This window comes from Calditrichia bacterium (assembly GCA_020634975.1).
In the GTDB taxonomy this organism is placed as follows: Bacteria; Calditrichota; Calditrichia; order RBG-13-44-9; family J075; genus JACKAQ01.
Genome location: JACKAQ010000001.1, coordinates 3,009,519 through 3,035,076, shown reverse-complemented (window position 1 = coordinate 3,035,076; position 25,558 = coordinate 3,009,519). Strand labels below are relative to the sequence as shown.

General features: G+C 51.5%; 13 protein-coding genes. 6 read left to right on the top strand and 7 right to left on the bottom strand.

Annotation, left to right across the window (positions count from 1 at the left end; all coding sequences use genetic code 11):
- Nucleotides 1-136: 136 nt before the first annotated feature.
- Nucleotides 137-1,813, bottom strand: coding sequence for a GAF domain-containing protein (locus tag H6629_12290; GenBank protein MCB9068572.1), 1,677 nt, complete (start codon nucleotides 1,811-1,813; stop codon nucleotides 137-139).
- Nucleotides 1,770-2,795 carry a hypothetical protein gene (locus tag H6629_12285; protein MCB9068571.1) on the bottom strand — a complete coding sequence of 342 codons (1,026 nt, stop codon included), beginning with the start codon at nucleotides 2,793-2,795 and terminating at the stop codon, nucleotides 1,770-1,772. The genes H6629_12290 and H6629_12285 overlap by 44 nt, the downstream gene beginning before the upstream one ends.
- Nucleotides 2,796-3,086: 291 nt before the next feature.
- Between H6629_12285 and H6629_12280 the strand changes: the two genes are divergently transcribed.
- The 5 genes from H6629_12280 to H6629_12260 all read left to right on the top strand — a co-directional run bounded on the left by H6629_12280 (nucleotide 3,087) and on the right by H6629_12260 (nucleotide 16,570).
- Nucleotides 3,087-9,272 carry a lamin tail domain-containing protein gene (locus H6629_12280; GenBank protein ID MCB9068570.1) on the top strand — a complete coding sequence of 2,062 codons (6,186 nt, stop codon included), beginning with the start codon at nucleotides 3,087-3,089 and terminating at the stop codon, nucleotides 9,270-9,272.
- A 551-nt stretch (nucleotides 9,273-9,823) separates the two neighbouring features.
- Nucleotides 9,824-11,680, top strand: coding sequence for an energy transducer TonB (locus H6629_12275; GenBank protein MCB9068569.1), 1,857 nt, complete (start codon nucleotides 9,824-9,826; stop codon nucleotides 11,678-11,680).
- A gap of 185 nt (nucleotides 11,681-11,865) precedes the next feature.
- Nucleotides 11,866-14,721 carry a S8 family serine peptidase gene (locus H6629_12270; GenBank protein MCB9068568.1) on the top strand — a complete coding sequence of 952 codons (2,856 nt, stop codon included), beginning with the start codon at nucleotides 11,866-11,868 and terminating at the stop codon, nucleotides 14,719-14,721.
- A 152-nt stretch (nucleotides 14,722-14,873) separates the two neighbouring features.
- The gene (locus tag H6629_12265; protein MCB9068567.1) at nucleotides 14,874-15,359 is read left to right on the top strand and encodes an Lrp/AsnC family transcriptional regulator; all 486 of its coding nucleotides are present in this window, start codon (nucleotides 14,874-14,876) and stop codon (nucleotides 15,357-15,359) included.
- An 11-nt stretch (nucleotides 15,360-15,370) separates the two neighbouring features.
- Nucleotides 15,371-16,570, top strand: coding sequence for an aminotransferase class I/II-fold pyridoxal phosphate-dependent enzyme (locus tag H6629_12260; GenBank protein ID MCB9068566.1), 1,200 nt, complete (start codon nucleotides 15,371-15,373; stop codon nucleotides 16,568-16,570).
- Between the two features lie 2 nt (nucleotides 16,571-16,572).
- Here the strand turns inward: H6629_12260 and H6629_12255 are convergent, their stop codons facing one another.
- The 3 genes from H6629_12255 to H6629_12245 all read right to left on the bottom strand — a co-directional run bounded on the left by H6629_12255 (nucleotide 16,573) and on the right by H6629_12245 (nucleotide 22,673).
- Nucleotides 16,573-20,286 carry a glutamine synthetase adenylyltransferase gene (locus H6629_12255; GenBank protein MCB9068565.1) on the bottom strand — a complete coding sequence of 1,238 codons (3,714 nt, stop codon included), beginning with the start codon at nucleotides 20,284-20,286 and terminating at the stop codon, nucleotides 16,573-16,575.
- Between the two features lie 12 nt (nucleotides 20,287-20,298).
- Complete coding sequence (gene arcC, locus H6629_12250) at nucleotides 20,299-21,240, bottom strand: carbamate kinase (protein ID MCB9068564.1); 942 nt, start codon at nucleotides 21,238-21,240, stop codon at nucleotides 20,299-20,301.
- 119 nt (nucleotides 21,241-21,359) lie between these two features.
- Complete coding sequence (locus H6629_12245; GenBank protein ID MCB9068563.1) at nucleotides 21,360-22,673, bottom strand: GTPase; 1,314 nt, start codon at nucleotides 22,671-22,673, stop codon at nucleotides 21,360-21,362.
- A gap of 283 nt (nucleotides 22,674-22,956) precedes the next feature.
- On the opposite strand from H6629_12245, the gene H6629_12240 reads away from it, so the two are divergent.
- Complete coding sequence (locus H6629_12240) at nucleotides 22,957-23,316, top strand: hypothetical protein (protein MCB9068562.1); 360 nt, start codon at nucleotides 22,957-22,959, stop codon at nucleotides 23,314-23,316.
- A 77-nt stretch (nucleotides 23,317-23,393) separates the two neighbouring features.
- Here the strand turns inward: H6629_12240 and H6629_12235 are convergent, their stop codons facing one another.
- Entirely contained in the window at nucleotides 23,394-24,266 is an 873-nt protein-coding gene (locus H6629_12235) for a LytR C-terminal domain-containing protein (protein MCB9068561.1), read from the bottom strand.
- Nucleotides 24,263-25,510, bottom strand: a complete 1,248-nt coding sequence (locus tag H6629_12230) for an NERD domain-containing protein (GenBank protein MCB9068560.1) — start codon at nucleotides 25,508-25,510, stop codon at nucleotides 24,263-24,265. The genes H6629_12235 and H6629_12230 overlap by 4 nt, the downstream gene beginning before the upstream one ends.
- Between the last annotated feature and the right edge of the window lie 48 nt (nucleotides 25,511-25,558).

Below are 25,558 nucleotides of genomic sequence, written 5' to 3'. Positions count from 1 at the left end.
GGGGCGAAGGCGATACCGGCGTAACTGTCGTAAAACTGCGATATGCGTAATTTTTACCGCTGTCGAAACAATGTGAATCAAAAAAAAAATCCCCGGTTATTTGCCGGGGATTTTTTTATTCCAATTGTCTTCCGGTTCAATTGAACCGTTCATTTTCCGCAAAACTGTTGATCATCAAATCGCTTTTCGAAAGCTTAAATTGCTGCACGGAGCTATGCAATTGATTGATAACTCTGCTCAAATCTGAAATCGTTTGGGAAATATCCGACAACGCAGTGGCAGATTCAGACGTAATATTCGAAATCGACTCTACATTCCGGGAAATATCCGTCAGCGCAGCTGATTGTTGATCGCTGGAAGTGGCGATCTGAGCCATTTTCACCTGCACATCGTTGGCACCTTCGACACTGTTTTGCAACGCATCGCTGGCTTGTTGCGATAATTTCAGACCTTGCTGCATTTCATCATTTCCGTTTCGGATGATTTGCACAACTTGGCCGGCAGCTTTTTGTGTTTTGCCAATCATCTCCGAAATTTCTCCGGTGGCGTGGCTGGTGCGTTCGGCTAATCTGCGCACTTCGTCTGCGACAACGGCAAAACCGCGCCCCTGATCACCGGCGCGGGCAGCTTCGATGGCGGCGTTCAGTGCCAGCAGGTTGGTTTGGTCGGCAATTTCGTCGATGACAGAAATAATGCCGCCGATTTTGTTGCTCGATTCGCCCAATTCTTCCACCATTCCCGCCGATTTTTCGATGATTACCGCAACAGATTGGATCTTTTCAATCGTTTCGCGAACGATGCGGTTAACTTCAACCATCACATCGCCGTTTTGTTTGGCAAGCCCGGCGGTGCGTTGGGCATTTTGGGAATTTTCGTAAACGGTGAGGTTCATTTCTTCCATCGCAGATGCAACGCCCTGCGAACTGGCGGACTGGTTTTTGGCGCCGGCAGACAACTCTTCGGTAGATGAACTGATTTGTTCAATCTGCGATGTCGCGTTTTCAGCGAGTTTGTAAATATCGCCAACCAGTGTGCGGAGGCTGGCAACCATCTCCGATAATCCACTTTCGATACGCGACAAATCATCGCCGCGATTGTTCACAGCCACATTAACCGACAAATCGCCCTTCGCCAAACGGCGGATCGCCTGCAATATTTGAACGCTTTCGGCTTCCATATATTTTTTGGTTTCCAAAATTTCCGCATTCACTTTTTTCTCTTTTAACGTGATGCTCAATAGCGGCAGGAAAAATTTCAGCACTTCTTCATCTTCTGCCGTAAATGCTTGCCCGTCGGTTTTATTGGTGAGATAAACTGTGCCGAACAATTGTTCATCATGCATCACCGGCCCGGCGATAAGGCTTTTCATTGCCGGATGATTGGCAGGAAAACCAGCGCTGGCAGCATGTTTGTCAATATCTTCGATACGCAAAATCTGTCGCGATTGATACACATGCTTCAGCAAACCTTCGCCTTTGGGATATCCACCGATGCTGCGTTGTGCCGCTTCAGACATTCCCAACGTAAAAAACCGATCAATACCACCGGATTTGGTAAACGTGCTAAGTGCGACATATTGCGCCTGCAACATATGTTGCAACCCTTCCAGAATCAGCTGAATGGCTGAATCGAGCGTGGGCGCTGTTTGCACTTTTAAAATTGTGTTGAGGATGGATCGTACGTTATTCATTTGCATCGTAATTTTGATGCCCATATGCAACAACGATTTCTCCAGTTCTGCCAGTTCATCTTGCCCGTTTTCAATTTCTTCAGCGGGAAAAACGCCGTTTTCGAGATCTTGCCAACTGCACACTGTCTCTCAACCGCGAGAATAAAAAACGCTGCATAAAAAAGTATGTCACACCGGCGATAACCAGAACCAACAAAAACAGCACAAGATAGGAACGTGTCCGGGCGGTGGAAATCGCCGAAAGCTTATCGCTTAAATCAATAAAAACAGATACATAGCCAATTTGTTCACCCGAATAATCTATCAACGGTTTGGAGATCCAGCCATAACTTTTATCGTCATTTTCGAGCATGGCAAACTGGTCTGCGATGCTTTCTCCGTTAAACAGGTTCATTACTCCGGCGCTGGAATAGTTGTAATAAACGAGATCGCCTTTCACAAAATCTTTTTCTTTGTCCGTAAAACGGCGGGCATTCTCGAAAACATCCTGGCGGATGGCAATGGCAAAATCCATTTCCATCGATTTGGCGATATCAGCCACAACGCCTTCCAGACTTCCACCCAATTCGACACTGCCAATATGATTCTGGTTGTGAAAAACCGGCACAACCAACCGGATACCCACACCGCCTCTGCCAACTTCCACACCCGCAACAACAGAACGACTGGTGTTGCTTTTTACCACTGTTTGACGAAATCCGGACAGGTCATCGCCAAATTTTTCTGTTTTGTGCAACCGCAAAAAAGATGTTGCTGGTGGCAAATGAAACTGAAACTGGGCAATATTGCTGCGGGCTTCCAATGAATTTTTGAACAATGGCAACAATAATGTTTTCAACGAGTCCCGCTCGCCATCATTAAAAAAAGTGATCACATCGCGATTGACCAGAATTCCATCCAGTTGGGAAGCCATTTCATTAATTTTTGACTGAACTTTTTGATCCAGCAATTGTGAGAAGCTTTTGAAATCCGCTGCAGCTTCTTTGTGCAACTCTTCTTCGGCATTTCCCGATGCAACGTAACTGATCAACATTCCGCCGATTGTCAGACAACCCAAAACGATCGCAGTCAGTTTGAATTTTAACGTTTCGTGAAACTTTTCCATGTTTTACTCCTGAAGAATTAATAGTGCATTTACCGATATTCGCACATTTAAATCAGTAGATCGGTTAGATTTGGTAAAACTTGATGCTATTTGCACATTAACGGCCAATATTTCATAATCTAATAATCCGGCATTAATGATTAAAAAACTGTTCCGGATAACACGGCGATAACCGAAAAGCATTCTGGTGCAGGTATTTCAAATCCCATTTCCCTTGCGTATTTGCCCTGCCTTTAGATATATTGTTTGTTGAAAAAATTGAATTTGAACTCTTTTTCGCTGCGAGGATTCATGAAGCCTATCCGCATTTTTTTACTCAGTTTAGTGATGTCTGTTTTTGCGATTGCGCAGGATCATATCTTAATTACAGAGATTGTCGTTACGCCAACCGATGGCGAATTTATCGAAATCACCAATCCCACCGGTGCGACCATCGATTTATCGAATTATTATCTCACCGATGCGACGTCATCCGCCAACGGGATATTTTATTACAACATTGTTACCGGCAGCAATGCCGGCGGCGGCAGCAACAGCGATTTTCACGCCCGTTTTCCCGATGGTGCGAGTATCGCGCCGGGAGAATTTCAATTAATCGCCCTCAGCGCAACCGCGTTCAACAGCACATATAGCGTAAATCCCACCTACGAAATGATTGAAACCGACGCATCCGTGCCGAACATGCGCGAAGCGTTCGGCGGTTCAATTGCAGCAAACGCAACGCTCAGCAATGCCGGTGAAATCGTGATTTTATATAGCTGGGACGGACAGAGCGATTTGGTGCAGGATGTGGATTACGTAGTTTGGGGCGACAAAGATGAAGCAGTGGACAAAACCGGCGTTTCCATCGACGGACCGGATGCGGACACGACGCCATCGACCTATTTGGCGGATACCGGAACGGCGGCGCAAATTTCAATTGTCAATGGACAACCGCACGATTTCGGCGAATCCACCCAGCGCACGACACTGATCGAAAACGGCGAAACCGCTTCCGGCGGCAACGGCATCACCGGAAATAACGAAACCAGCGAAGATTTGGCGACGTCCTTTTCCGCAGCAACGCCCAATCCGGGCAGCGGACCGAGCGGCAGCGGCGGCACAGCGCCGGTAATCGGCAGCGTTTCCCGCGATCCGTTGTATCCGTTTGCCAACGAGGCTGTAACCATTTCTGCGGACATCACCGACGACGGAACGGTAGCTTCCGCCCAATTATTTGTGTCGATCGACGGCGGCACGTTCAACGCGACAGCCATGAGCAACACCAGCGGAAACACTTACACAGCAACCATTCCCGGGCAACCGGGCGATACCGAAGTGCAATATTACCTCGAAGCGATGGACGACGAAAGCAACACCCGCCAAACCCTGATTTCAACTTATGACGTGCCCGGCACAGCCACCCAAATCGCCGATATCCAATCCAATCCTTCTGCATACGATGTCGTTTTGGTGGAAGCCATCGTCACGCTCGGTGCGGGCATCACCATTGACACGCGGACGGACGCATACGTTCAGGATGAATCCGGGCGCGGCATCAACATTTTCAGCCAGAATGCGCCGGACCCGCTGCTGGTTCGCGGCAATCGCGTGCAAATCATCGGGCGCGTTACCGAATTTGGCGGCGTTACCGAAATTATCGATTATTCAATTCAACTGGTTTCCACCGGAAATCCGCTGCCATCGCCATTGCAATTGAGCACCGGCGATGCCGGGAATATCGAACTGGAAGGCAGTTACGTTCGCTCCGCCGGACAAATTTCCGAAATTACGCCGGGCGCAACCGGAACGGATATCATTATTAATGATGGCAGCGGCGCGCTGACCGTGCGGGTGTGGAACACCACCGGCATCGATTTGAGCGGATTTGCCGTTGGCGAGGAACTGACCGTTACCGCAGTGATGGACATTTTCAACAGCGCCAGCCAACTCACGCCCGGCTACGCCGACGAACTGGTGGAAGGCACAGTGAACAACGCTCCGGTGATCAGCAATATTTTGCAGAGTCCGGCAAACCCGGCGTCCGGCACGGATGTGTCGGTTCAGGCGGACATCACCGATGACGACACCGTCAGCGATGCAAAGCTCTTTTTTGCGATCAACAGCGCAGCGTTCGACAGCACCGCGATGAGCAACACCGGCGGCGACACATACGCCGCAACCATCGCTGGACAGGCTGCCGGAACCACCGTTGAATATTACATCAAAGCGACAGACAACGCGGGTGAAACCACGCTTTCACCGACCAATTCATACACGGTTGTCGATCCGCAGCTAAACCAGCCGCCGGAAATTGTGAGCGTGACGCAAACGCCCACAGAGCCGGATGCCGGACAAGATGTGCAAGTCATCGCGACCATCACGGATGACAGCTCAGTCCCGGTTCGCCAACTGTTTTACGCGGTAGACGGCGCGGCGTATGACAGCCTCGCCATGAATTTCATCGGTGCGGATCGTTATGCGGCATTTGTTCCCGGGCAGGCGGGCGGCGCAACCGTCGATTATTTTGTGAAAGCCATCGACGACAGCGGCGCAACTGCGCTCAGCGACACATTCAGTTACACCCTGCCCTCGCTGCAAATTACCGCAATCGCCGATATTCAGGCGAATCCATCGGCATTTACCACCGTTACGGTGGAAGGGATTATTACGCTGGCGGGCGGCACAACCATCACCACCCGCACGGATGCCTATATTCAGGATGAATCCGGGCGCGGCATCAACCTGTTCAGCAACAATCCGCCGGACGCGCTGCTCGCCCGCGGCAACCGCCTACGCATCACCGGAACGGTGGAGGAATTTCAGGGCGTTACAGAAATCACCGATTTTTCGATCGAGCTGATTTCCACCGGAAACGCGCTGCCGGAACCGCTGGTGCTGAGCACATCCGGTGCCGGAAACACTGCACTGGAAGGCACTTATGTGCAAACAGCCGGCACAATTAATAATATTGCATCGTTTAGCGACGCAACCAACATCACCATCAACGATGGCAGCGGTGATGTGCTCATCCGCATTTGGGGCACCACCGGCATCGATGTCAGCAGTTTCAGCGTCGGGCAGGGACTGACCGTCACTGCAGTGATGGATATTTTCAGCGGCGCAGCGCAGCTTGCACCGAGCGTGCAAAGCGAACTGGTGGGCGGCATCAGCGGAAATATTCCGCCGGTGATCAGCAACATCGGGCAATCGCCGACGCTGCCGAAACCCGACGAAGCCGTGACCATCTCCGCCGACGTCACCGATGACAGCCAGGTCAGCGCCGTTCGCCTGCTGTTTTCGCTGAATTCTGCCGCGTTCGACAGCGTGGCGATGAGCAGCACCGGCGGCGACAGCTATCAGGCGCAAATTTCCGGGCAGCCCGATGGCACAAATGTCACCTATTTTGTCCGCGCGATTGACGATAGCGGCGCCGTGGCGGATTCGCCAAACCGCAGTTTTACCGTCACCGATGCGGAGCCGGGCGCAGCGCATTTGCTGATCACCGAATTGGCAGTTGTGCCCACCGAAGGCGAGTTTGTGGAAATTTTCAACCCGACCGGACAAACCATCGATTTATCGGATTATTACCTGACCGACGCCACTTTTCCCGGCGGTAACGCCTATTATTATAACATCGTTACGGGCGAAAACGCCGGCGGCGGCACTTTCGGCGATTTTCATGCCAGATTCCCGAATGGCGCAACGATTGCCGCAAACGAAGTGCAAACCATCGCCATGAGCGGCACCGGATTTATCAGCACTTATTCCGTGGCACCCACTTACGAATTGTTCGAAACCGACGGATCGATCCCGAATATGCGCGAAGCATTCTCCGGCAGCATCGCCGGGCAGGGCGGACTGACCAACACCGGCGAAATGGTTGTGCTATATTATTGGGACGGGCAGAGCGATTTGGTGCAGGATGCGGACTACCTCGTTTGGGGCGATAAAGCCGAAGGCGTGGACAAATCCGGCGTCAGCATCGACGGTCCGGACGCGGACAGCAGCCCGAGCACCTATTTAAATGATACACCAATCGCCAGCCAGATTTCGGCATCGGCAGACCAGCCGCACGGCTTTGGCGAAACCATCCAGCGCACCGTTATTCTGGAATACGGCGAAGTGCAGCTCGGCGGAAACGGCATCACCGGACATAATGAAATGAGCGAAAATCTCGCGCAATCATTTGTGATCGGCACGCCCAATCCCGGCGAAGTGCCGTTGCCCGGCGCGCCGGTTGTCGAAAACGTGGCGTTTTCACCCGCGCAACCGACCGCCAGCGACGCAGTAACCGTCACCGCCGAAGCAGTGGATACGGACGGCTCGATCGCCAGCGCAACCCTCAATTATTCAGTGAACGGCGGCGTCACCCTTTCTGTAACAATGGAAAACACCAGCGGGAACACCTGGTCAGGAGAAATTCCCGCGCAATTAAACGCCGCGCTCGTGCAATTTTCCGTCACAGCCATCGATAACGAGGGCAAATCCGCCAGCAATTCCGGCAATTTTTATGTTGTCGGCGCGGTGGACGGCGTGCTGCCCATCGCAACCATTCAGGATAACGTATCCTTTTTCGACGGTCAGCAGGTGACCATCGAAGGCGTGGTTACGCTCGGCGCGAGTGTCATTATCACCACCCGTTTGGATGCGTATATTCAGGATGAATCCGGCAAAGGCATCAACCTGTTCAATTTTGATCCGCCGGTTGCATCGCAAAATATCGATCGATTCAAAAAATTGCGCGTCAGCGGAACGGTAACGGAATTCAGCGGCGTCACGGAAATTACCGATTTTACAACCACGCTCATGGCAGAAAATGCCCCGTTGCCGGCGGCGCGTTTTGTTCGCAGCGGACTGGCAAACGAAGTGGCTTACGAAGGCACATACACCAGAGTGGTCGGCGAAGTCGAGGATCTCGCGACGGGTGTTGGCGGCGGCACAAACATCACATTGCGCGATGAACAGGGCACCGTGCTCGTTCGCGTTTGGGATACGACTGAGCTTAACATCAGCGGATTCAGCATCGGCGATACCATTTCCGTGCAAGGCGTTGCGGATGTTTTCAACAATACCGTGCAAATTGTGCCGGGCTATCAGGATGAAATTATCATCCCCGGAAAAACCGCTCGCGCGGACGGCAGCGGTCTGGTTCAGGTGCCGGTTAACGTTGTGCAAACGGATTCCATTTATCAAAATTTCACTGTCAACCTTTTTGGCACGATAGACGACACGATATCTACCGTGCAAATCGAACTGCCATCGCTGTGGGGACAGGTGCTCACATCATCGGTTGAAAAATCAACCGTTCAGGCAACCGCTTTGCTGAATGGCAATCCGGTTCCGGCATCCCAAATCGAAAGCGGTTCGGCGTTGTATTCCAACATTTATGTCAGAATTAACGATGTGATTATCGAAAACGGTGATACGCTCAGCGTCAGTTTTGAACCGCTGGCGGCGCCTTCCGAATCTGTCGATTCCTATATCTGGGTGCGCACCGCCGGCAACAACGGCAGCCTGCGCCTCACGGAACGCCCCGGTCGCGTAACGGTCGGCAGCGGCGGCCGCCAGTTGATTTACGATTTGCAAACCGATTCCCGCCAGTTCAGCGCGGTCAACTTACGCGGCACTGTCACCATCGGCGTCGGGTTGCTGCGGGAAACCGTATCCAGCGGCGATTCGGTCACATCCGCATATGTGCAGGATGAATCCGGGCGTGGCGTGCAGCTTTTCCGCTTCGGTTGGGATACCAACATTCAGCGCGGAAATCTGGTGCGCATCATTGGCAGCGTAACGGAATTCAACGGCGTCACCGAAGTGGAATACACGAGCAGCACGCTCATCGCCGAAGAACAACCGTTGCCAGCCGCATTGCCATTGAGCAACAGCGAAGCCAATTCCACCCGTTGGGACGGTACGTTAGTTGCCACCGAAGGCGTGGTCATTGAGAAATTTTCCGCCGGTGGCGGCAGCACGCTGGAAATCAGCGACGGGCGCGGCAGCACCAGCGTTCGCGTTTGGGATACCGCACGGCTGGATTTGAGCCAGTTTAATGTAAACGACCGTATTTTGGCGGAAGGCGTCAGCGGATTGTTCGTCAGTCAGGGCGATTCCATTTTTCAGTTGCTCACCACCTATCAGGATCAGATCCGGCTCGATCCCGATTACAATCCCTCGCTGGACAACGTAAGCCTGCGGGTGGAACCGCACCCGTTTGTGCCCGATCGCGGCGAAACCATCGAAATCAGCTACAACGCTGCGGCGGTCAACAATCAGGTGACTGTGCGGATTTTCGATCTCGGCGGCAGACTCGTCAGCACATTGCTGGACGAAACCGCGGCGCTGGTCGAACGCACTTTCGAATGGAACGGGCGCGATGAACTGAACGAGCTGGTGCCGCTGGGCACATACGTTTGCCATCTTGAAGTGATTGAACCGGTTTCCGGCAAAAAGAAAAGCAAGCTCGCGCCAATTGTGGTTGGCACAGTGTTAAAATAGATATGAACATCACAGCTTGAATATGCAAAGGGCGATTCACCGATCGCCCTTTTTTTATGATCACTCCCGATTTTTCTAACGCGTGCGTCTCCCCTCTCCAAAAAAATTATCTAAAAAATGGGAATTTATTGCACACAATTCCAAAACAGATATTGCGGCATCGCATAATATTGCGTCCGTTGCCGGTTGCCAACCTAACATTTTCAAATATTATTTTCAGAAATAATTGATCTGTTGCCGAAATGCGATATGCATAATTGATTAATATTTATTCGTTATCTTATCGATAGAATAGCAACAAATCGATAAATAACAGCAATTTAAGCACAATTAAATATACAGTTAATATGAATATTATCGTGAATAACTACTCTATTTCCCTGTCGCGAATCAACTTTGTTCGAAAAATAACGACTATTATTTCTGCATTTGGAACGGTGCTTGCAATGTTCTTTGTTGAAATATGAAAACGTCTTTGAATCGAGAGAAATTAAAAGCGTCATCCATCGAACAACGTTCGACAGGAGTGTTTTACCAAGGGAGTGTTAAAAATGAACACACATGATTCTCAAAAAAATGGCAAAATCGGATTTTACTGCACACGCTGCAAACGGCATCTGCGGACGAAAATCTGCACCATACACGGTATGCAAAGCGTTATTGTGCTGGATATGCACCACCATTTGCAATTGCCGTCCGGTGAAGCGGCAAAATCGGCTGCGACTGCCAGTGCAACCAACAACGCCGCGCCGAAAACCGAACCGGTGGTACAATCACAACCGGCGATGACGCAAAAAAGCGCTGCACCACAGCCGAAACCGGTCACAGCAAAACAGCCGGTAACCGAGAAAAAACCGCCAGTTGTTGAATCAGCGGTAATCGAGCAAAAACCGACAATCGTTGAATCAGCGGTAATCGAGCAAAAACCGACAATCGTTGAAACCCCTGTTGCGGAAAAAGCAGCACCAAAACCGACGCTGCCGATCAATTCGCAAACCATTGAGACCGAGCCGAAAGTAAAAATAGCCGGACGTTCCCGCCGGATGTTTGGCGAATTTGCCCAGGAACAGCCAAAAAAAGATGAAAAGATTGACGAAAACGCGCTCTCCAGTCTGATCGAATCAAAATTGGAAGCGCTAAAAGAACGTGCAAAAACCGAGACGCCGGCACCCAAAACAACCGAACCGGTGGATGATCAAACATTTCAGCGCGAACAACCGCAGCTTTACCCGATCATCGATCCCGATTATGACGAAACACCGTGGTGGAAAATTTCTGCCCGGAAATATGGCGTTGCCGTTGCGCTGTTAATTTTAGCAGCAACCGGATTTTACGGATTTGTCTATCCCAAATACACCCAAACCGTCCGTTTCGAACGTGCCGAAGAGCTGTTTCATGCGAACGATTTTCGCAAAGCCAAAGCCCAATACGAGCTATTTGCGCTAAAATATCCGCTGGACCCGCGAATCAGCATTGTAAAAAACCGGCTGGAAGCGTTAGACAAATTGCAGGAAAAAGAAAATCTGGTGCAGGACAAATTGCACAAGTTGATGGAACGCGCAACTATCGCCTACAAACAAAAACGCTATCTTGTTCCCGAACATGACAACGCAATACTGTATATCAACGATATTTTGGCTGAACGCGCAGATTACAGCATGGCACTGGCACTGCGCGAACAAATTGTCAATCATTATTTTGAAATGGCGGAGAACGCGCTCGAAGCCAATCAGTATGAAATGGCAGTGGATCATTTTCAGAAAATCCGCCAAATTACCCCGGATGATCCGGTGATTGCCGACCAGATCAATCGCGCGCTGGAATTGCGCCAACTGGACGAACGCCTGCAAAAACTTTCGCAACTGGCGAAAGCAAAAACCGATGTGAACAAACTGCGGCAGGAAATGGAACGCCTGAAAAGCGAAATTCGCTCCGAACAGCAAAAACTGCAGGCGATTCGTGAAATGCAAAAAGACAATGCTCCGGTGCAGGCTGAAAACAAAAACCGGAACGAGAAAGAAATTACCGGTGCTGTCACTGCGCCGAAATCCGTAATCGAAAATTCCGGATCAACATCTGAACTGGGAATTGAACTGGTTGCCGCACCCGCGCCAATCAAACTGGTCGAAGAAACACTGATCGACGGCGGCAAAAAACATTACGTTCAAAAAAACAAGCCGGAAATCGCCAAAAAAGCGGCGAAGACAAAAGATGGCGTAACAATGATTTTGGCTGAATGTGTGGTAGACACCAACGGGGAAGTAACCTCCGTTACGCTGGTAAACGGCGCAGATGATCAACATTTGAACCAAATCGCGATGGAATCGTTTAGAAAATATCGCTACAAACCGGCAACCTTTAATGGCGATCCGGTTCGTTTTAAATCGCTGGAAGTCATGGCATTTTAAGAAACAAGCGTCAAACACTTCTCCTTCCTAAGCTAAGCGCGAACGCCGACGGTTGCATCCCCGTCGGCGTTTGTATTTTTGGGGCATATTCACCGGAATTATATTTTGATTCGTTTTCGATACTGTGTATTTTTATCGATTAATTTTACATTTCAAATTGGTTTTTCGATGGAAAGGGTTATTGAATGACACACATTTTTGTTCGAATCGCGATAGGTTGTTTGCTGCTGACCGGCGCAATGTTCGCCCGGGATAATGTTGAATCGGTGGTAAAAATGAACGAGCAATCCGGTCAAGGTGTTGTTCCCGGCATGGTTGTCGTGAAATTTAAAAATAGCATGCAATTCGGCGAGCGTACGGCGACGACAGGTATTGTTTCACTGGACGAGCGATTCCGGGAAATCGGAGTTATCGAGCTCCGCCAGCTACTGCCATCGCGAGCAATGCACAGCGGAATTGCCAATCCCGTTTCAATCGAAAGCATTTATAATGTGAGCTATCGCGGCGATGCTGATCCGCAGCAGATTGCGGCAGCGCTGACCGCCGATCCGAATATCGAATATGCCGAACCGAAATATACCTATCCACTGGCGGATACGCCGAACGATCCGCAATATGCTGCAATGAGCCAGTTTCCGCAGGTTCAGGCGTCGCAAGCCTGGGATGTGGTAAAAGGTGAGCAGGGCAGTGTTGTTATCGCCGTTGTTGACGGCGGCACCGATTGGGATCACGAAGATTTGGTGACCAACATCTGGACAAATCCCGGTGAAATTGCCGGAAACGGCATCGACGACGACGCCAACGGATTTGTGGACGACATTCGCGGCTGGAATTTTGCGAACAGCAGCAACGATCCCACCGGATTGTCCAACACACCGCAAAGCGCCGGACACGGCACCCACGTTTCGGGAACTGCCGGCGGCGTTACTAACAACGGCATTGGCGTGAGCAGCATCAGTTGGAACTGCGAAATTATGGGCATTTGCGCCGCCAGCCCGACCGCGGATCGCATCGTTCAATTTGGATACGACGGCATCAGCTATGCCGTTGCGAACGGCGCAGACATCATCAATTGCAGTTGGGGCGGTGCCGGAAATGCATCGCGACTGGAGCAGGATGTGATCAATTTTGCCTACGCCAACAATGTACTGATTGTCGCGGCAGCCGGAAATGCCGGTTCAAATAACGATGCATTGCCGCATTATCCGTCCAATTACAACCATGTTTTGGCGGTTGGCGCAACCAACAAAACCAGCGACGTAAAAGCGGGTTTTTCCAATTATGGCGCAACCGTGGATGTGTTTGCACCGGGCGTAGGCATTTACAGCACAACGCCGAATAACACCTATTCTTCCGCATATTCGGGAACATCGATGGCCAGCCCGATGGCCGCGGGTTTGGCGGGATTGGTGAAAACCGCGAATCCCGGTTACACAGTTGACCAATTGCGCGAGCAAATCCGGGTCACCTGCGATCCGATTGACGCAGTGAATCCCGGCATTTCGGGATTGACGGGAAAGGGACGCATCAACGCGCTGCGGGCTGTTACCGATTTCTCGATTCCGGCGATTCGGCTGAGCGACGTATTTTTCACCGATAGCGGCAGCGACGGCATTGTTGACGCCGGCGAAACCATCGATTTGACGCTGGAATTTATCAACTATCTCGCCGCATCCGGCAACGTTTCCGTTACGCTGAGCAGCGAGGACAATCTGGTTTCCGTTACATCAGAAATTGCCAATTTGGGCACGATGAACAGCAACGATGTGCTCACCGGCAGTTTCCAGTTCAGCGTCAGTGCTGCCGCAACCAACGGGCACGTGCTGCGCTTTTTTCTGGATATCACCGACGGCACCTACAGCGATCGCGATTTTTTCACGCTGACCGTTACGCCGCCAAGCTTCGCATCGCACAACACCGGGATTTTGCAAACATCCATCACCACGCAGGGTAACATCGGTTTCACCGGATTCGACGGCACGCCGGGCGTGGGTTTTGTGTATAATTCCAACGGATATCTGTTTGAGGGCGGATTGATGATCGGCACCGGAACCGGCACAGTTTCCGACTGCATTCGCGGCGCCGACGGCAGCACACAGGACGATGATTTCCTGCCCGCCACCGGCGAAGATTTGAGCGTGGTTTCCCCCGGCGCATTTTCCAACGAAGAAGGCGCTATTTTGCTCACCGATTCGCTGGCTGCAACGCCGCTGGGCATCAGCGTTCTCCAAAAATCGTATGCCGATAACCGCACGGAAAACCAGGATTTCGTAATTTTTCATTACACCATTTTTAACAACAACGCCACTGCGCTGAACAACGTGCACGCCGGACTGTTTTTCGATTGGGACATCAACAGCACCGCCAACGATTACGTGCGCTACGACAGCGATCGCAACATGCTGTACGCGATGAACAACGCATCCGCACCCACGCGATTGGTGGGAACGCGATTGCTCACAAATGTCGCTGGTGGTTCGTTCAAAGCAGTCCACAATTCCAACGAAATTTATGATGGTTTTTCGGACAGCGAAAAATGGAATTTTTTGAGCGGCGGGCTGCAAACCCAATCGCTGGATAACACAGATATTTCCACCCTCGTTGGCACCGGACCACTGAGCATTCCGCCGAACAGTTCGGTGGAAATTGCGTTCGCCGTTATCGGCGCAAATACCCTCGCGGATTTGCAGCAACATGCAGATAACGCGCAAACGCTGTGGGACAATCCCACCGCCATCGACGATTTGCCGAATCCGGTTGCGGACGATTTTGAGCTGGCGCAGAATTACCCGAATCCGTTCAACCCGACCACAACCATCGAATACCGGTTGGCAACCGCCGGCAATATCTCATTGAAAATATTCAACATAGCCGGGCAGGAAGTGCGCACATTGGTGAACGCGGCACAAACCGCCGGACGTTACAGCGTCAATTGGGACGGGCGCGATAATCGTGGAATGCCGGTTGCCAGCGGCGTTTATTTTTATCGGCTGGAAACGCAGGCTGCAGTGCAGTCTCGAAAAATGCTGCTCATTCGCTGACAATCCCCACATTTTTTCTACTTCGGGGCGCTGAACCATCAGCGCCCTTTTTTGACCCGCCGAAATCACTTTTTACAATTATTCTTTTTTTTACGTTTTCACCTAATTATATTTGTCTGAAAATAAATTTTACAAAATATACTTAGGAAACAATGCAACAACCCGTTTACAATCTCGATGCCGTCGATCAGCAGATATTGCAGATCATGCAAAAAAAAGGGCGCATCACCAATGCGCAGCTCGCCGAAAAAGTGGGCATCTCCCCGCCGGCAATGCTGGAGCGCGTCAAACGGCTGGAAAAAGCCGGCGTCATCACCGGATACAGCGCCCGGGTCGATCCCAAAGCGGTGGGCATCGATATCACCGCGTGGATTTCCGTCACGCTGTCGATGCACCAGTTGCAATCCATCGATCTGTTCCAAAACGCCATTCACGAGCTGCCGGAAGTGCTGGAATGTTACCACATCACCGGTGAAGCTGATTTTCTGCTGAAAGTGGTGGCAGCGTCCATTTCTGATTACGAAAATTTTATTCTGCATAAATTGGCGAAAATTCCCGGAATGAGCAAAATGCAAACCACGCTGGTTCTTTCCGAGGTGAAAAATGTGCCGTCAATTCCAATAGAAACAACAAAATAAGGAGCGTCATCATGGCGTTTGATCCGGGAAGCAACATTCAGGATTATCTGGTTTTCGGCGAATTTGGCGATGTCAATCCTTCCATCACAGATTCATCGACTTACACTTTTCTCAGCCCAAAAACAATGGAAGAAGTGTTCGAGCACGAAATAGAAGGCTGTTTTTTGTATTCGCGACACTGGAACCCGAGCAACAAATATCTGGCGCAGGCACTGGCGCGAATGGAGGACAGCGAAGCTGCGCAGGTGACCGCTTCCGGCATGTCCGCAATCAGCTCCACGCTGCTGCAGCTTTGCCAAACCGGCGACGAAATTATTTCCAGTCGCACGATTTACGGCGGCAGCTATGCGCTGTTCAAGAATTTTTTCCCGCGTTTGGGTATCCGCACCACTTTTGTAAACGCACTCAATTTGGCGGAAGTTGAAGCCGCAATCACCCCGAAAACGCGGGTCATTTATTGCGAAACGATGAGCAATCCCTTGCTGGAAATCGCTGATATTCCTGCACTTAGCCGCATTGCCAAACGGCATAACCTGAAGCTGGTGGTGGACAATACCTTCAGCCCGATGATTTTTTCACCGATCCGGATGGGCGCGGATGTGGTGGTACACAGCATGACCAAATTTATCAACGGCACCAGCGATTGTGTGGCAGGTTGCGTTTGCGCCAGCAGCGAATTTATCAATCAATTGATGGATGTAAATTCCGGTGCGAATATGCTGCTCGGTCCGGTGCTGGACAGTTTCCGGGCAGCCAGCATTCTCAAAAATTTGCATTCGCTGCACATCCGGATGGAAAAACATTCCACCAACGCGCTGTGGCTGAGCAAACAATTGCACGAAGCCGGGCAAATTGTGCACTATCCCGGATTGCCGCATCATCCGCAATTCGATGTGATGAAATCGCTGATGAATCCGCAGTTTGGCTTTGGCGGGATGATGACGATCGACATGGGCGATGCCGAAACCGCCAACGCGCTGATGGTGAACATGCAGGAAGCCAAAGTGGGTTATCTGGCGGTGAGTTTGGGCTATTTTAAAACGCTGTTCAGCTCGCCGGGACACAGCACGTCATCCGAAATTCCGGTCGAAGAACGCGCGCAAATGGGTTTGAGCGAGGGTTTGGTGCGGATTTCGGTGGGATTGGACAGCGATATCCAACGCACGTTTGAGCGCATTGTGGGTTGCCTGAAAGCGGTCGGGAAGCTGTAAATTCAGCGCAGCAATTTTTTGCTGATTTTCTGGATGAACGCAGTGTGTGTCAGCATATCTTCGTGAAGGCGGTCGATATCGTCGCCGTAGTTGAGGCGTTTCGCCAGAAAATTGAACTCGTCGCTGTCTTCCGGCGGGATGGTCAGGTCTTTCGCGTTGCCGCGCACCATTCGCTGCGCCTCAATCAACCGGCGTAAAAATAGGTGCGCATCCATCAATCCGGCGTGATCTTTTTTGGATATGATGCCGCAATTTTCCAGCGCTGCCAACGCTTTTCGGGTGTTGGTCTGGCGCAGTTCCGGGTGATTTTTGCCGTGTAAAATCTGCAATCCTTGCACCAGATATTCCAGCTCGACCAACGCACCGGGGCTGAATTTGGCGTTCACGGTGCCGCCGGCGACGAGTTGGCGCACCTGTTTTTCGCGGATTGCACGCATCGCTGCAGCGTCGAAAGCGGCGCTTTCGTATAAAAATTGATCGCGCAGCGCCACTATTTTTTTTGCGAGCGCGTCATCGCCAAAAATCGGGCGCAGCCGCACCAGCGATTGCCGTTCGTAATTCCACGCCGGACCTTCCGGCGCAAAATATTCCGCAAATGCACTCAACAGCACCGCCATTCGCCCTGCTTTGCCGTAGGGTCGCAGCCGCAAATCGAGTTCAAAAATACCCTCTTTTCGCGCTTCGATGAGTTGCGCAATCGTGACGACCAGTTTTTCGAAATATTCTGTGTTCGTGAGTGATTTTTCGCCATCGGTGCTGCCGGTTTCGCTGAACAGGAACATCAGTTCCACATCGGATGCGAAACCCATTTCGCGCCCCCCGAATTTTCCCAATGCGCAAACGCACAGCGGACAGCGCGCGCCGGTTGCTGTGCGGGGAACGCCGTGCTGCGCTTCCAGTTCCGGCAGCGCAATTTCCACAGCTTGCCGGATAACGATTTCCACCAAATCGCTCAATTCTTCCGAAAAATCCCAAAAAGACCCGGTGAAACCCTGAATGTAGCGCATGTCGATGCGAAACATTTCGCGATCTTTAAACGCGTTGAGGATTTGGCGACGGGTTGTTGTATCGGCAGCGGTTTCGAGCGCAGATTTCAGATCGTTGCGCAATTCTTCCGGCGTTGCGGCTTCTTTCAGCAATTCGAGATTTTGCAGCACCGGAAACAGATTCGCGTGTTGCATCCGCAAAAAATCTTCCCACAAAAAATCGCTGACGCCGAGCAATCGCGCCAGTGCGTCCAGCACTTCCGGGCGTTCCAGCGTCGCCAGTTCCACATAACTTTCCGGCTGGCTGAACACCTGGCTGACAAACTGCTGGAAATGGAGCATCGCTGCGGCGGGATTGGGCGATTGCGGCAGCAAATGGGTGAACTGTTTCACCAAAACGGTTGCGGCGCGTAAACGGCGCTGTTTCTGGGGATCGGTAATTTTGTTGCCGCGCACATCGGTGACGAACAGCGTGTCGTGTGCCCGATTGCCCACCGAACGGATTTCCACCCGGATGAGGTCGATCCCGTTGAGCGCCAGCGCGTTGGTGAGTTCGTAGAGAAAACCGATCGTGTCCGGCGCGTCGATGCGCAGCACGGTAAAATCGGGTGAGGCGGTGTTGTCAATTTCGATATCCACCGGCAGCAGGGTTTGCGCTGCAGCGGACTCCGGCAGTGCTTTCGCGAACAATCGCGCCAGTTTGCCACGGGCTTCGTCGCGGCGCTGGTCGCGCAGCAGTTCCCAAAATTGGGTCAGCCGCTGCTGATAATTATCCCACGTTTCCGGCAAAGCCGGTTCGTTTCGCTGAACGGTCAGCACATCCAGCACCCGGCGTCCGGGCACGGCAACGGCTTTTTTTCGCAGATTTTGCAATTGGCTCATCGGCAATCTGCGCCGGCGATACACACCGGGTTTCGATTTATCGGGCGCATCGTAAGTAAAAATATGCCCTTCCACAATGTTGAAATGCTGCACAAACAGCAGCCCGCAAATCACCGACAGCACACCGAGATAATCGTAACCGACCACCGTGAGTTGCCAGCGATTCTCATCCAGTTGCAGCGTGTGGATTTTCACCGGCTGTTCCGGGCTAAGTTCCGCCGCCATTTGCTGGTGTTGGGTAATTTCAATTTGGGAAAAAAGGGTGTTGTAAACCGCATCCAAACTGAGCGCGGAGGGAATGGAAACCGGCTGTTGCGTCGTCTGGCTGCGCTGCATTTGTCCGGCGTAACCGGCATCGAGATAGCGCCGGTAAATTTCCCGGATCGCCTGCCGGTGCTGGCGATAGCGATTCACCAATTGGGTGCCGCTGTTTTTTCCCTCAAACCCGAGCCGCCGCGCGAGAAATTGCAATTCCCGTTCATCTTCCGGTAATTGGTGGGTTTGCTGGTTGTGCATCATCTGCAAATAATGTTCGATCGAGCGCAAAAAGGTGTAACCGTCCGTCAACACACGAAAATTCCGGGCGGGTAAAATATTCGCAGCAGCCATTCGCGCCAGCGCATCCAGCGTGCTGCGGGTCAAAATTTGCGGGTATTCGTCGCCGTAAATGAGCTGCAAATATTGGGTGGTAAATTCCACATCGCGGATGGAGCCGATACCGCTTTTCACTTCGCCAAACTCGCCGCCGTGCCGTTTGAGCTTCTGTTCGATTTTCTGTTTCATACCGTGAACTTCGCTGCGAACGGCATCTGTTCGCTGATCGTCCGGGGCTTTTCGCAAAAAAATCAGCGGGCGCGACTGGCGGGTAAACGCCTGCCCGATCGCCTCGTCCCCGGCGATAAACCGCGATTTAAGCAGCGCCTGTTTTTCCCAAGATTGGGCGTGCGTTTTCAAATACTCGAGATATTCTGCCAGCGCGGGCGTCAGCCGTCCGGCGTTTCCCCACGGGCGCAGCCGCATGTCCACGCGATACAAAAATCCTTCGGCGGTGGGGCGTGTTAGCAAATCAATCAGCTTTCGCCCGAGTTGCTGGGTAACATCCTCGCCGCTTTGCGATACGAAAACCAGATCGATATCCGAGCTGTAATTCAGCTCGCGCCCGCCGAGTTTGCCCATGCCCAGCACCGCAAAATGATGCGCTTCGGGTGGGAGATCGCTGAGGGATAATTTCAGGCAAATCTGGATAATCGCATCCGCAAGATTGGATAACTGGCGAATCACCGCGCGAAAATCGATGATGCTGAGCAAATCGCCCATGCCGATGCGCAGCAATTCTTTCCGCTGAAAACGGCGCAGCAGGTCAACCGAATCCAGTCCGGCGCTGTCTGTTTGCAAAAATGCGTTGCCTTCGGTGACCAGTTTTTCGGTGCTTTTGATGACCGCCAGTTGCCGGACATCGCTTAAATCATGCAAATACTCGGGATGGCGCAATAAAATATCGCTGAGAAACTGGCTGCCGGTAAACAGCGTGAGCAACATTTCCAGCAATCGCGGCTGCGACATCAGCGATTTCAGCATCGTTGCATCGCGGCTTTGGTCGATAAATCGTTCGAGATTGAGCAACGCGCGATTCGGGCTGGCGGTTTTCTCCAAACCCAAAAACAGGGCTGGCACAAAACTGTCGATCCAGTCCGCAACTGCTGGATGTACAGCAATCCGTTGCAGCGCTGAATGAGCCATTTCAACGTTATCAAACCCGTGCGCACGGTAGATTGCTTCCATTTCAGCAGGCGAAAACCCGTCCGGCTGAACCAGCTTTTCGTATGTTTCTCTCGGGAAAATTTCCATTGTTTATTTCTGTTACATGGTGATGACGGTGCCGTTGCGGCCGCGCAGCGCATCCGATGCATTTTCAACCGAAGTGATGAGCACTTTTTGCCCGCCGGATTCGACAAACTGGATCGCCGCCTCGATTTTTGGGCCCATGCTGCCTTTCGGGAAATGTCCGTCCGCCAAAAAATTACGGGCCATTTCCACCGTCAGGTGGTCGAACCAGGTTTCGCCGGGTTTGCCGTAATTGATGGCGACTTTGTCCACTCCGGTGAGGATGATCATTTCCTGTGCGCCGACATCCGCCGCCAGCACCGCCGATGCGAGATCTTTGTCCACCACCGCGTCAAGGCCTTCCAGCCAGCCGTTGTCTTCCAGATACACCGGAATGCCGCCACCGCCGGCCGCGATGACCACAATTTCGCTTTCCACCAATTGGCGAATAATATTTTTCTCGATGATTTGCAACGGTTTTGGCGATGGCACCACCCGCCGCCAGCCGCGCCCGGGATCTTCTTTCAGCGCCCAGCCACGGGTCCGGCGCAGGTTTTCGACTTCGTGCGCCTCATAAAATGGTCCCACAAATTTGGTGGGATTTTTCAACGAGGGATCACTTTTATCCACCAACGTTTGGGTGATGATGCAGGCAACCTGATTGTATAACCCGCGATCGTGCAGCACATTCAGCAAACATTGTTCGAGCATATAGCCCATGCCGCCCTGTGTATCCGCAACCAGCAGTCCGAGCGGCAGCTCCGGCACCAGATTGCTGGCGGATTCCACCCGGATGAGTTCGTTGCCCACTTGCGGGCCGTTTCCGTGGGTTAAAATTACCCGGTCGCCATTTTTCAGCAGATCGCAAACCACATCCATGCTGCTGCGAGTATTTGCAAACTGCTGATAAATGGTGCCTTTTTCGCCCTTTTGTTGAATGGCGTTCCCGCCGAGCGCAACCACAACTGTTTTTGCCAATTCCATTTCGGACCTTTCCTGAGCAACGGTTTTCGAAAGCACAAAATCAAAAAAGCTACCCGGGAAAAATCCCGGATAGCTTAAATAAAGACATTTTTTGTCGCGAATAAAATCAATATTTACAGGAACTTTGCCATTACTTCTTTTAAATCCGGCATGCCGATTTCCTGCAGATCGTAACTAACCCGGACACTCGGTTTGTTGAGCTTCAACAGCTTGCGCAAATCGATGGGCGTGCCAATAATAACGGCATCGCAATCGGCATTGTTAATCGTTTTTTCGAGATCGCGCATTTGCGTTTCGCCGTAGCCCATTGCCGGCAGCAGCGTACCTATTTCCGGATATTTCTCGAACGTATCGATAATTTTGCCGACCAAAAACGGTCGCGGATCGACAATTTCCGAAGCGCCGTATTTTTGCGCAGCGACGATGCCCGCGCCATACGCCATTTCGCCGTGGGTGAGCGTGGGTCCGTCTTCCACCACCAGCACCCGTTTGCCGCGAATTTGCGACGGGTCATCCACCGAAATCGGTGATGCGGCATCGATGATGATCGCATCCGGATTCACCGCACGAATGGACTCGCGAACCGCCTGAATGCCCTGCGGATCGGCCGTATCGATCTTGTTGATCAGCGCGACATCGGCCATCCGCAAATTTGCCTCGCCGGGATAATAATACAGCTCATCGCCGGGACGGTGCGGATCGACCAGCGTGATGTGCAGATCGGCGTGATAAAACGGCAGATCGTTATTGCCGCCGTCCCACACAATCACATCCGCTTCTTTTTCCGCTTCGCGGAGAATGGCTTCGTAATCGACACCTGCGTAAATCACATTACCGCGCACGATATGCGGCTCGTATTCCTCCCGTTCCTCGATGGTGCACTCATGCAAATCGAGGTCGGAGAGTTGCGCGAATCGCTGAACGCGCTGTTTGGCGAGATCGCCATACGGCATCGGGTGACGGATTGCAGCCACTTTTTTTCCGGCGGCGTGCAAAATTTCCACCACTTTGCGGGATGTCTGGCTTTTGCCAATGCCCGTTCGCACGGCGCAAACCGCAATCACCGGTTTTGTAGAGCGCACTGCTGTTTGTCGCGATCCCAGCAGCGAAAATTGCGCACCGGCGGCGTTCACCAACGCGGATTTGGACATCACATAATCATACGGCACGTCGGAATAGGAAAACACCACTTCATCAACATTGTATTTTTTGATGAGATCCGGCAATGCCGATTCGGGGTGAATGTCAATCCCCTTCGGATAATGTTCGCCGGCCAGTTCCGCCGGGTATTTGCGCCCGTCGATATCCGGAATTTGCGTCGCGGTAAATGCGACAACTTCAACAGCAGGGTTGTTGCGGAAACACACATTGAAATTGTGAAAATCGCGTCCTGCAGCCCCCATAATAATCACACGTTTACGTTGCATTTTGGCCCTCCTTATGCTGTTTCGGTGTGGGGAGAAATTTACAAAACGCAATATCGCTTTCCAAGCGTTCCCGACAAATCCCGGCTTGCGCACCCGTCCGAACCCGTTAAAAAAATATCCGAAAGCGGATTTTTATTTTGAGAATCCTCAAATTGTTGATATATTGCTCTGTGACATTCGTCAATTGAATATCGCTTCAGGGTTTTGCAGAAAATCACCTGCAAAACAGAAAAAACCAGCAAATCAATTATTTATTCACAGGGAAACGAGAAGAGGATTTCCAATGATCGTTTTACTTCCGGTTGTATTTTCAGTATTGCTCACCATTGGCATGATCGTTACGATTATGATTGGCACGTGGTTTTTCCGCTCCAATTATTTTAAGGCGAGCTATATTACGGCGGGTTTACTGTTGATTGCAGCCATCATTTTGGGTAACGAAGCCCTGACATTTTTTATGGATTTGCAGGATTACACAACGGCAAATGAATTGTTTGCCGGTCGTGTGCTGGCAATGAGTGCAGCAATTCCGGCAATTGTTGCGATGGTTGGCGGTTCTATTTTAACCGTAAATGCCGTTTACCGGCAATGGTCATATCGTCAACTGATGCAAAGCAGGCTCCGTGATATGGTCGAGGCCTGAGCAAAAAATTTAAGGCAGGTGATTCACCTGCCTTTTTTGTATCCAACCGTTAAAATTTACCCAACAAAACAACCAACCTATCGCCGGGCTTTCAGCGCCTGATAATCCCGCCCGATAACCACGGAAATATTATATCCCGGCCATTTGCCGCGACCGGGCTGGATACGCTCCACCGGAATGCCGAGCAGCCGGGCAACCTGCTGCGCTTCGTCGGGATAATCGCCGTTGAGGAAAATTAGCGAATTGCCGTATTGGAAATTGTCCGCATTTTCCGCGTTGGTTACGGCAAAATTTTCCGCGTTCAAAAAGTTGACAAAATTTTTGGCGACGCCATCTACCCCACAACCGTTGAGCACCTGAATTTTCGGCGCCACATAAGTGTTCGCGGGGGTTGTTACCGGCGTTTGGCGTTGCGGCTGTTGCGGTTCGACGGTGCGTTGCGGCATTGCAGTGGATGCGGTATTGTTAACCGGCGTTCCCTGATAAAAATACATAAACGCCGAAAAAAACAGCACGAACATCACCAAAATATTGATGAACAGGAAAAATTTCAGCTTGCGCACTTCCTGCCGGAGCATATCGCGATCCGGCGCCACAAACCGCGACAATTTCTCGTCGATATTTTGCAGCGTGGTTTGCAATCCCGCGTTGATGTTCCGGGTGAAATTCTGGCTCATTTCGTCCATATCCTTGCGTACCTGCTGGGATTTTTGCTGGGTAAACAGCAGCGCCCGGCGGGTTTCTTCAAAATGCTGGGTCATATCCGTTTGCGACTGCCCGAGCGCCCGAAAGGTTTTGCTCAATTCCTCAATTTCATGCGCCACATTTTGGGTGGCGCTGGATGCCGTATCGATGCTGTCCAACGCGGTTTTGTATTTGATCAGCTGTTTTTGCAAATCGCTGAGCAATTGGGCAATTTTGGTAATTTCACTTTCAGAAGGATTGGTCATTCTCTACTCCAGATACGTTGCAAAAGTTGTTGGTTGTTTTCCAAAAGATCGATGAGCACCCGCTCCAGCGCAGTTGCGCCCTCTCTCGACCAATTGCCGGTCGGGGCGACAGGCTCCGGTTGTGGTTTCGGCTGTGATTGCGGTTCGGTCACCCGGTTTTTTTCGTGCTCGATAACGGTTTGATACGGGAAAACTTCCCGACCGTCGCGCTCCTCTTCCAGAATTTCAGTTTCGTAATCGGAAAGCGCGTCGTGCTCAATTTCCGGGCGCGTTTCCGGCTCGGCATCCAATTCGTCATCTTCGATGATTTCCGGAACGCCGGATGCATCATCCGCATCATCCGGTTCATCGAAATCCAAAATGTTGTCGTCATCAGCTGCAACAGCCGGTTCGGGTTCAATTGGCTGCGTTTCTAATTCTGCAAATTCTTCCGATTGATCAAGCGGTGGCGTCATTTCCGGCGAAACGTCTTCATCAGAAAACGGGTCGCTTACTTCAATAAAATCAAGTGGTTGCGATGGCGCACTTTCAGCAAATATGTCGATCGGTTGCGGCTCACTGCGCTCCGGCAGTTCAGGCGCAATCCATTCGTCTGGCGAATCGTCAGCTTCCTCGCCGGTCAATTCGACACTCGGATTGAGCAACCGGTTGATCGCGGCGATCTGCGCTTTGGTCAGCCCGAGGTGGTTCAAAAATCGGGGCGAGCGTTTTTCGATGAGCAGGTTTTCCAGCTCAATCGCATCCATTTTGGGATTGCGGATCACATCCGCCGTGATAATCTGGTGCTCCGGGAACATCCCGTAAATATCCCGCGCTTCCATTTCCGCTTTGGACATGTTACTAAACACCACCACGTGATGCACCGGGAACAGCAAATTCCCCTCGAAACGCCCTTTTCCGTGCATCAGCAGCGGCTCATCAGCCAACAAATTGCGCACGGGATAGTGGTTTTCGCGGGCCTGGCGAATGGGATTGCGCTGCTCAACTTCCTGCCCGTTCATCTGCAGGCGGCAGGTTTCCGGGTCGATGCGCCGGAGCTGGTTGATCAGCCAATCTTTCACCTCAATCACCCAAACGCCGTATTTCGGATGCAGCAGCACCATATCGATTTCTTTTTGGGTTCGCGGCTCGATGATATTGTGCCAAACGTGAAAATAATCCGGCAGCGTTTGCGCAAAAAACTCGTACAAATGGCGTTCGCCATCGGTTTCTTTGCCGCGTAATTGGGTGTGCATTTTCGCCATTTTTCTCGCCAAACCTCTTGTTTGTTATGAAAATACGCACATAAATGT

Excerpts from the sequence above, each read along its gene's own strand:
- H6629_12285 (MCB9068571.1), bottom strand. The coding sequence starts at position 2,795 with ATGGAAAAGTTTCACGAAACGTTAAAATTCAAACTGACTGCGATCGTT.
- H6629_12280 (MCB9068570.1), top strand. The coding sequence starts at position 3,087 with ATGAAGCCTATCCGCATTTTTTTACTCAGTTTAGTGATGTCTGTTTTT.
- H6629_12275 (MCB9068569.1), top strand. The coding sequence starts at position 9,824 with ATGAACACACATGATTCTCAAAAAAATGGCAAAATCGGATTTTACTGC.
- H6629_12270 (MCB9068568.1), top strand. The coding sequence starts at position 11,866 with ATGACACACATTTTTGTTCGAATCGCGATAGGTTGTTTGCTGCTGACC.
- H6629_12265 (MCB9068567.1), top strand. The coding sequence starts at position 14,874 with ATGCAACAACCCGTTTACAATCTCGATGCCGTCGATCAGCAGATATTG.
- H6629_12260 (MCB9068566.1), top strand. The coding sequence starts at position 15,371 with ATGGCGTTTGATCCGGGAAGCAACATTCAGGATTATCTGGTTTTCGGC.
- H6629_12255 (MCB9068565.1), bottom strand. The coding sequence starts at position 20,286 with ATGGAAATTTTCCCGAGAGAAACATACGAAAAGCTGGTTCAGCCGGAC.
- H6629_12245 (MCB9068563.1), bottom strand. The coding sequence starts at position 22,673 with ATGCAACGTAAACGTGTGATTATTATGGGGGCTGCAGGACGCGATTTT.
- H6629_12240 (MCB9068562.1), top strand. The coding sequence starts at position 22,957 with ATGATCGTTTTACTTCCGGTTGTATTTTCAGTATTGCTCACCATTGGC.
- H6629_12235 (MCB9068561.1), bottom strand. The coding sequence starts at position 24,266 with ATGACCAATCCTTCTGAAAGTGAAATTACCAAAATTGCCCAATTGCTC.
- H6629_12230 (MCB9068560.1), bottom strand. The coding sequence starts at position 25,510 with ATGGCGAAAATGCACACCCAATTACGCGGCAAAGAAACCGATGGCGAA.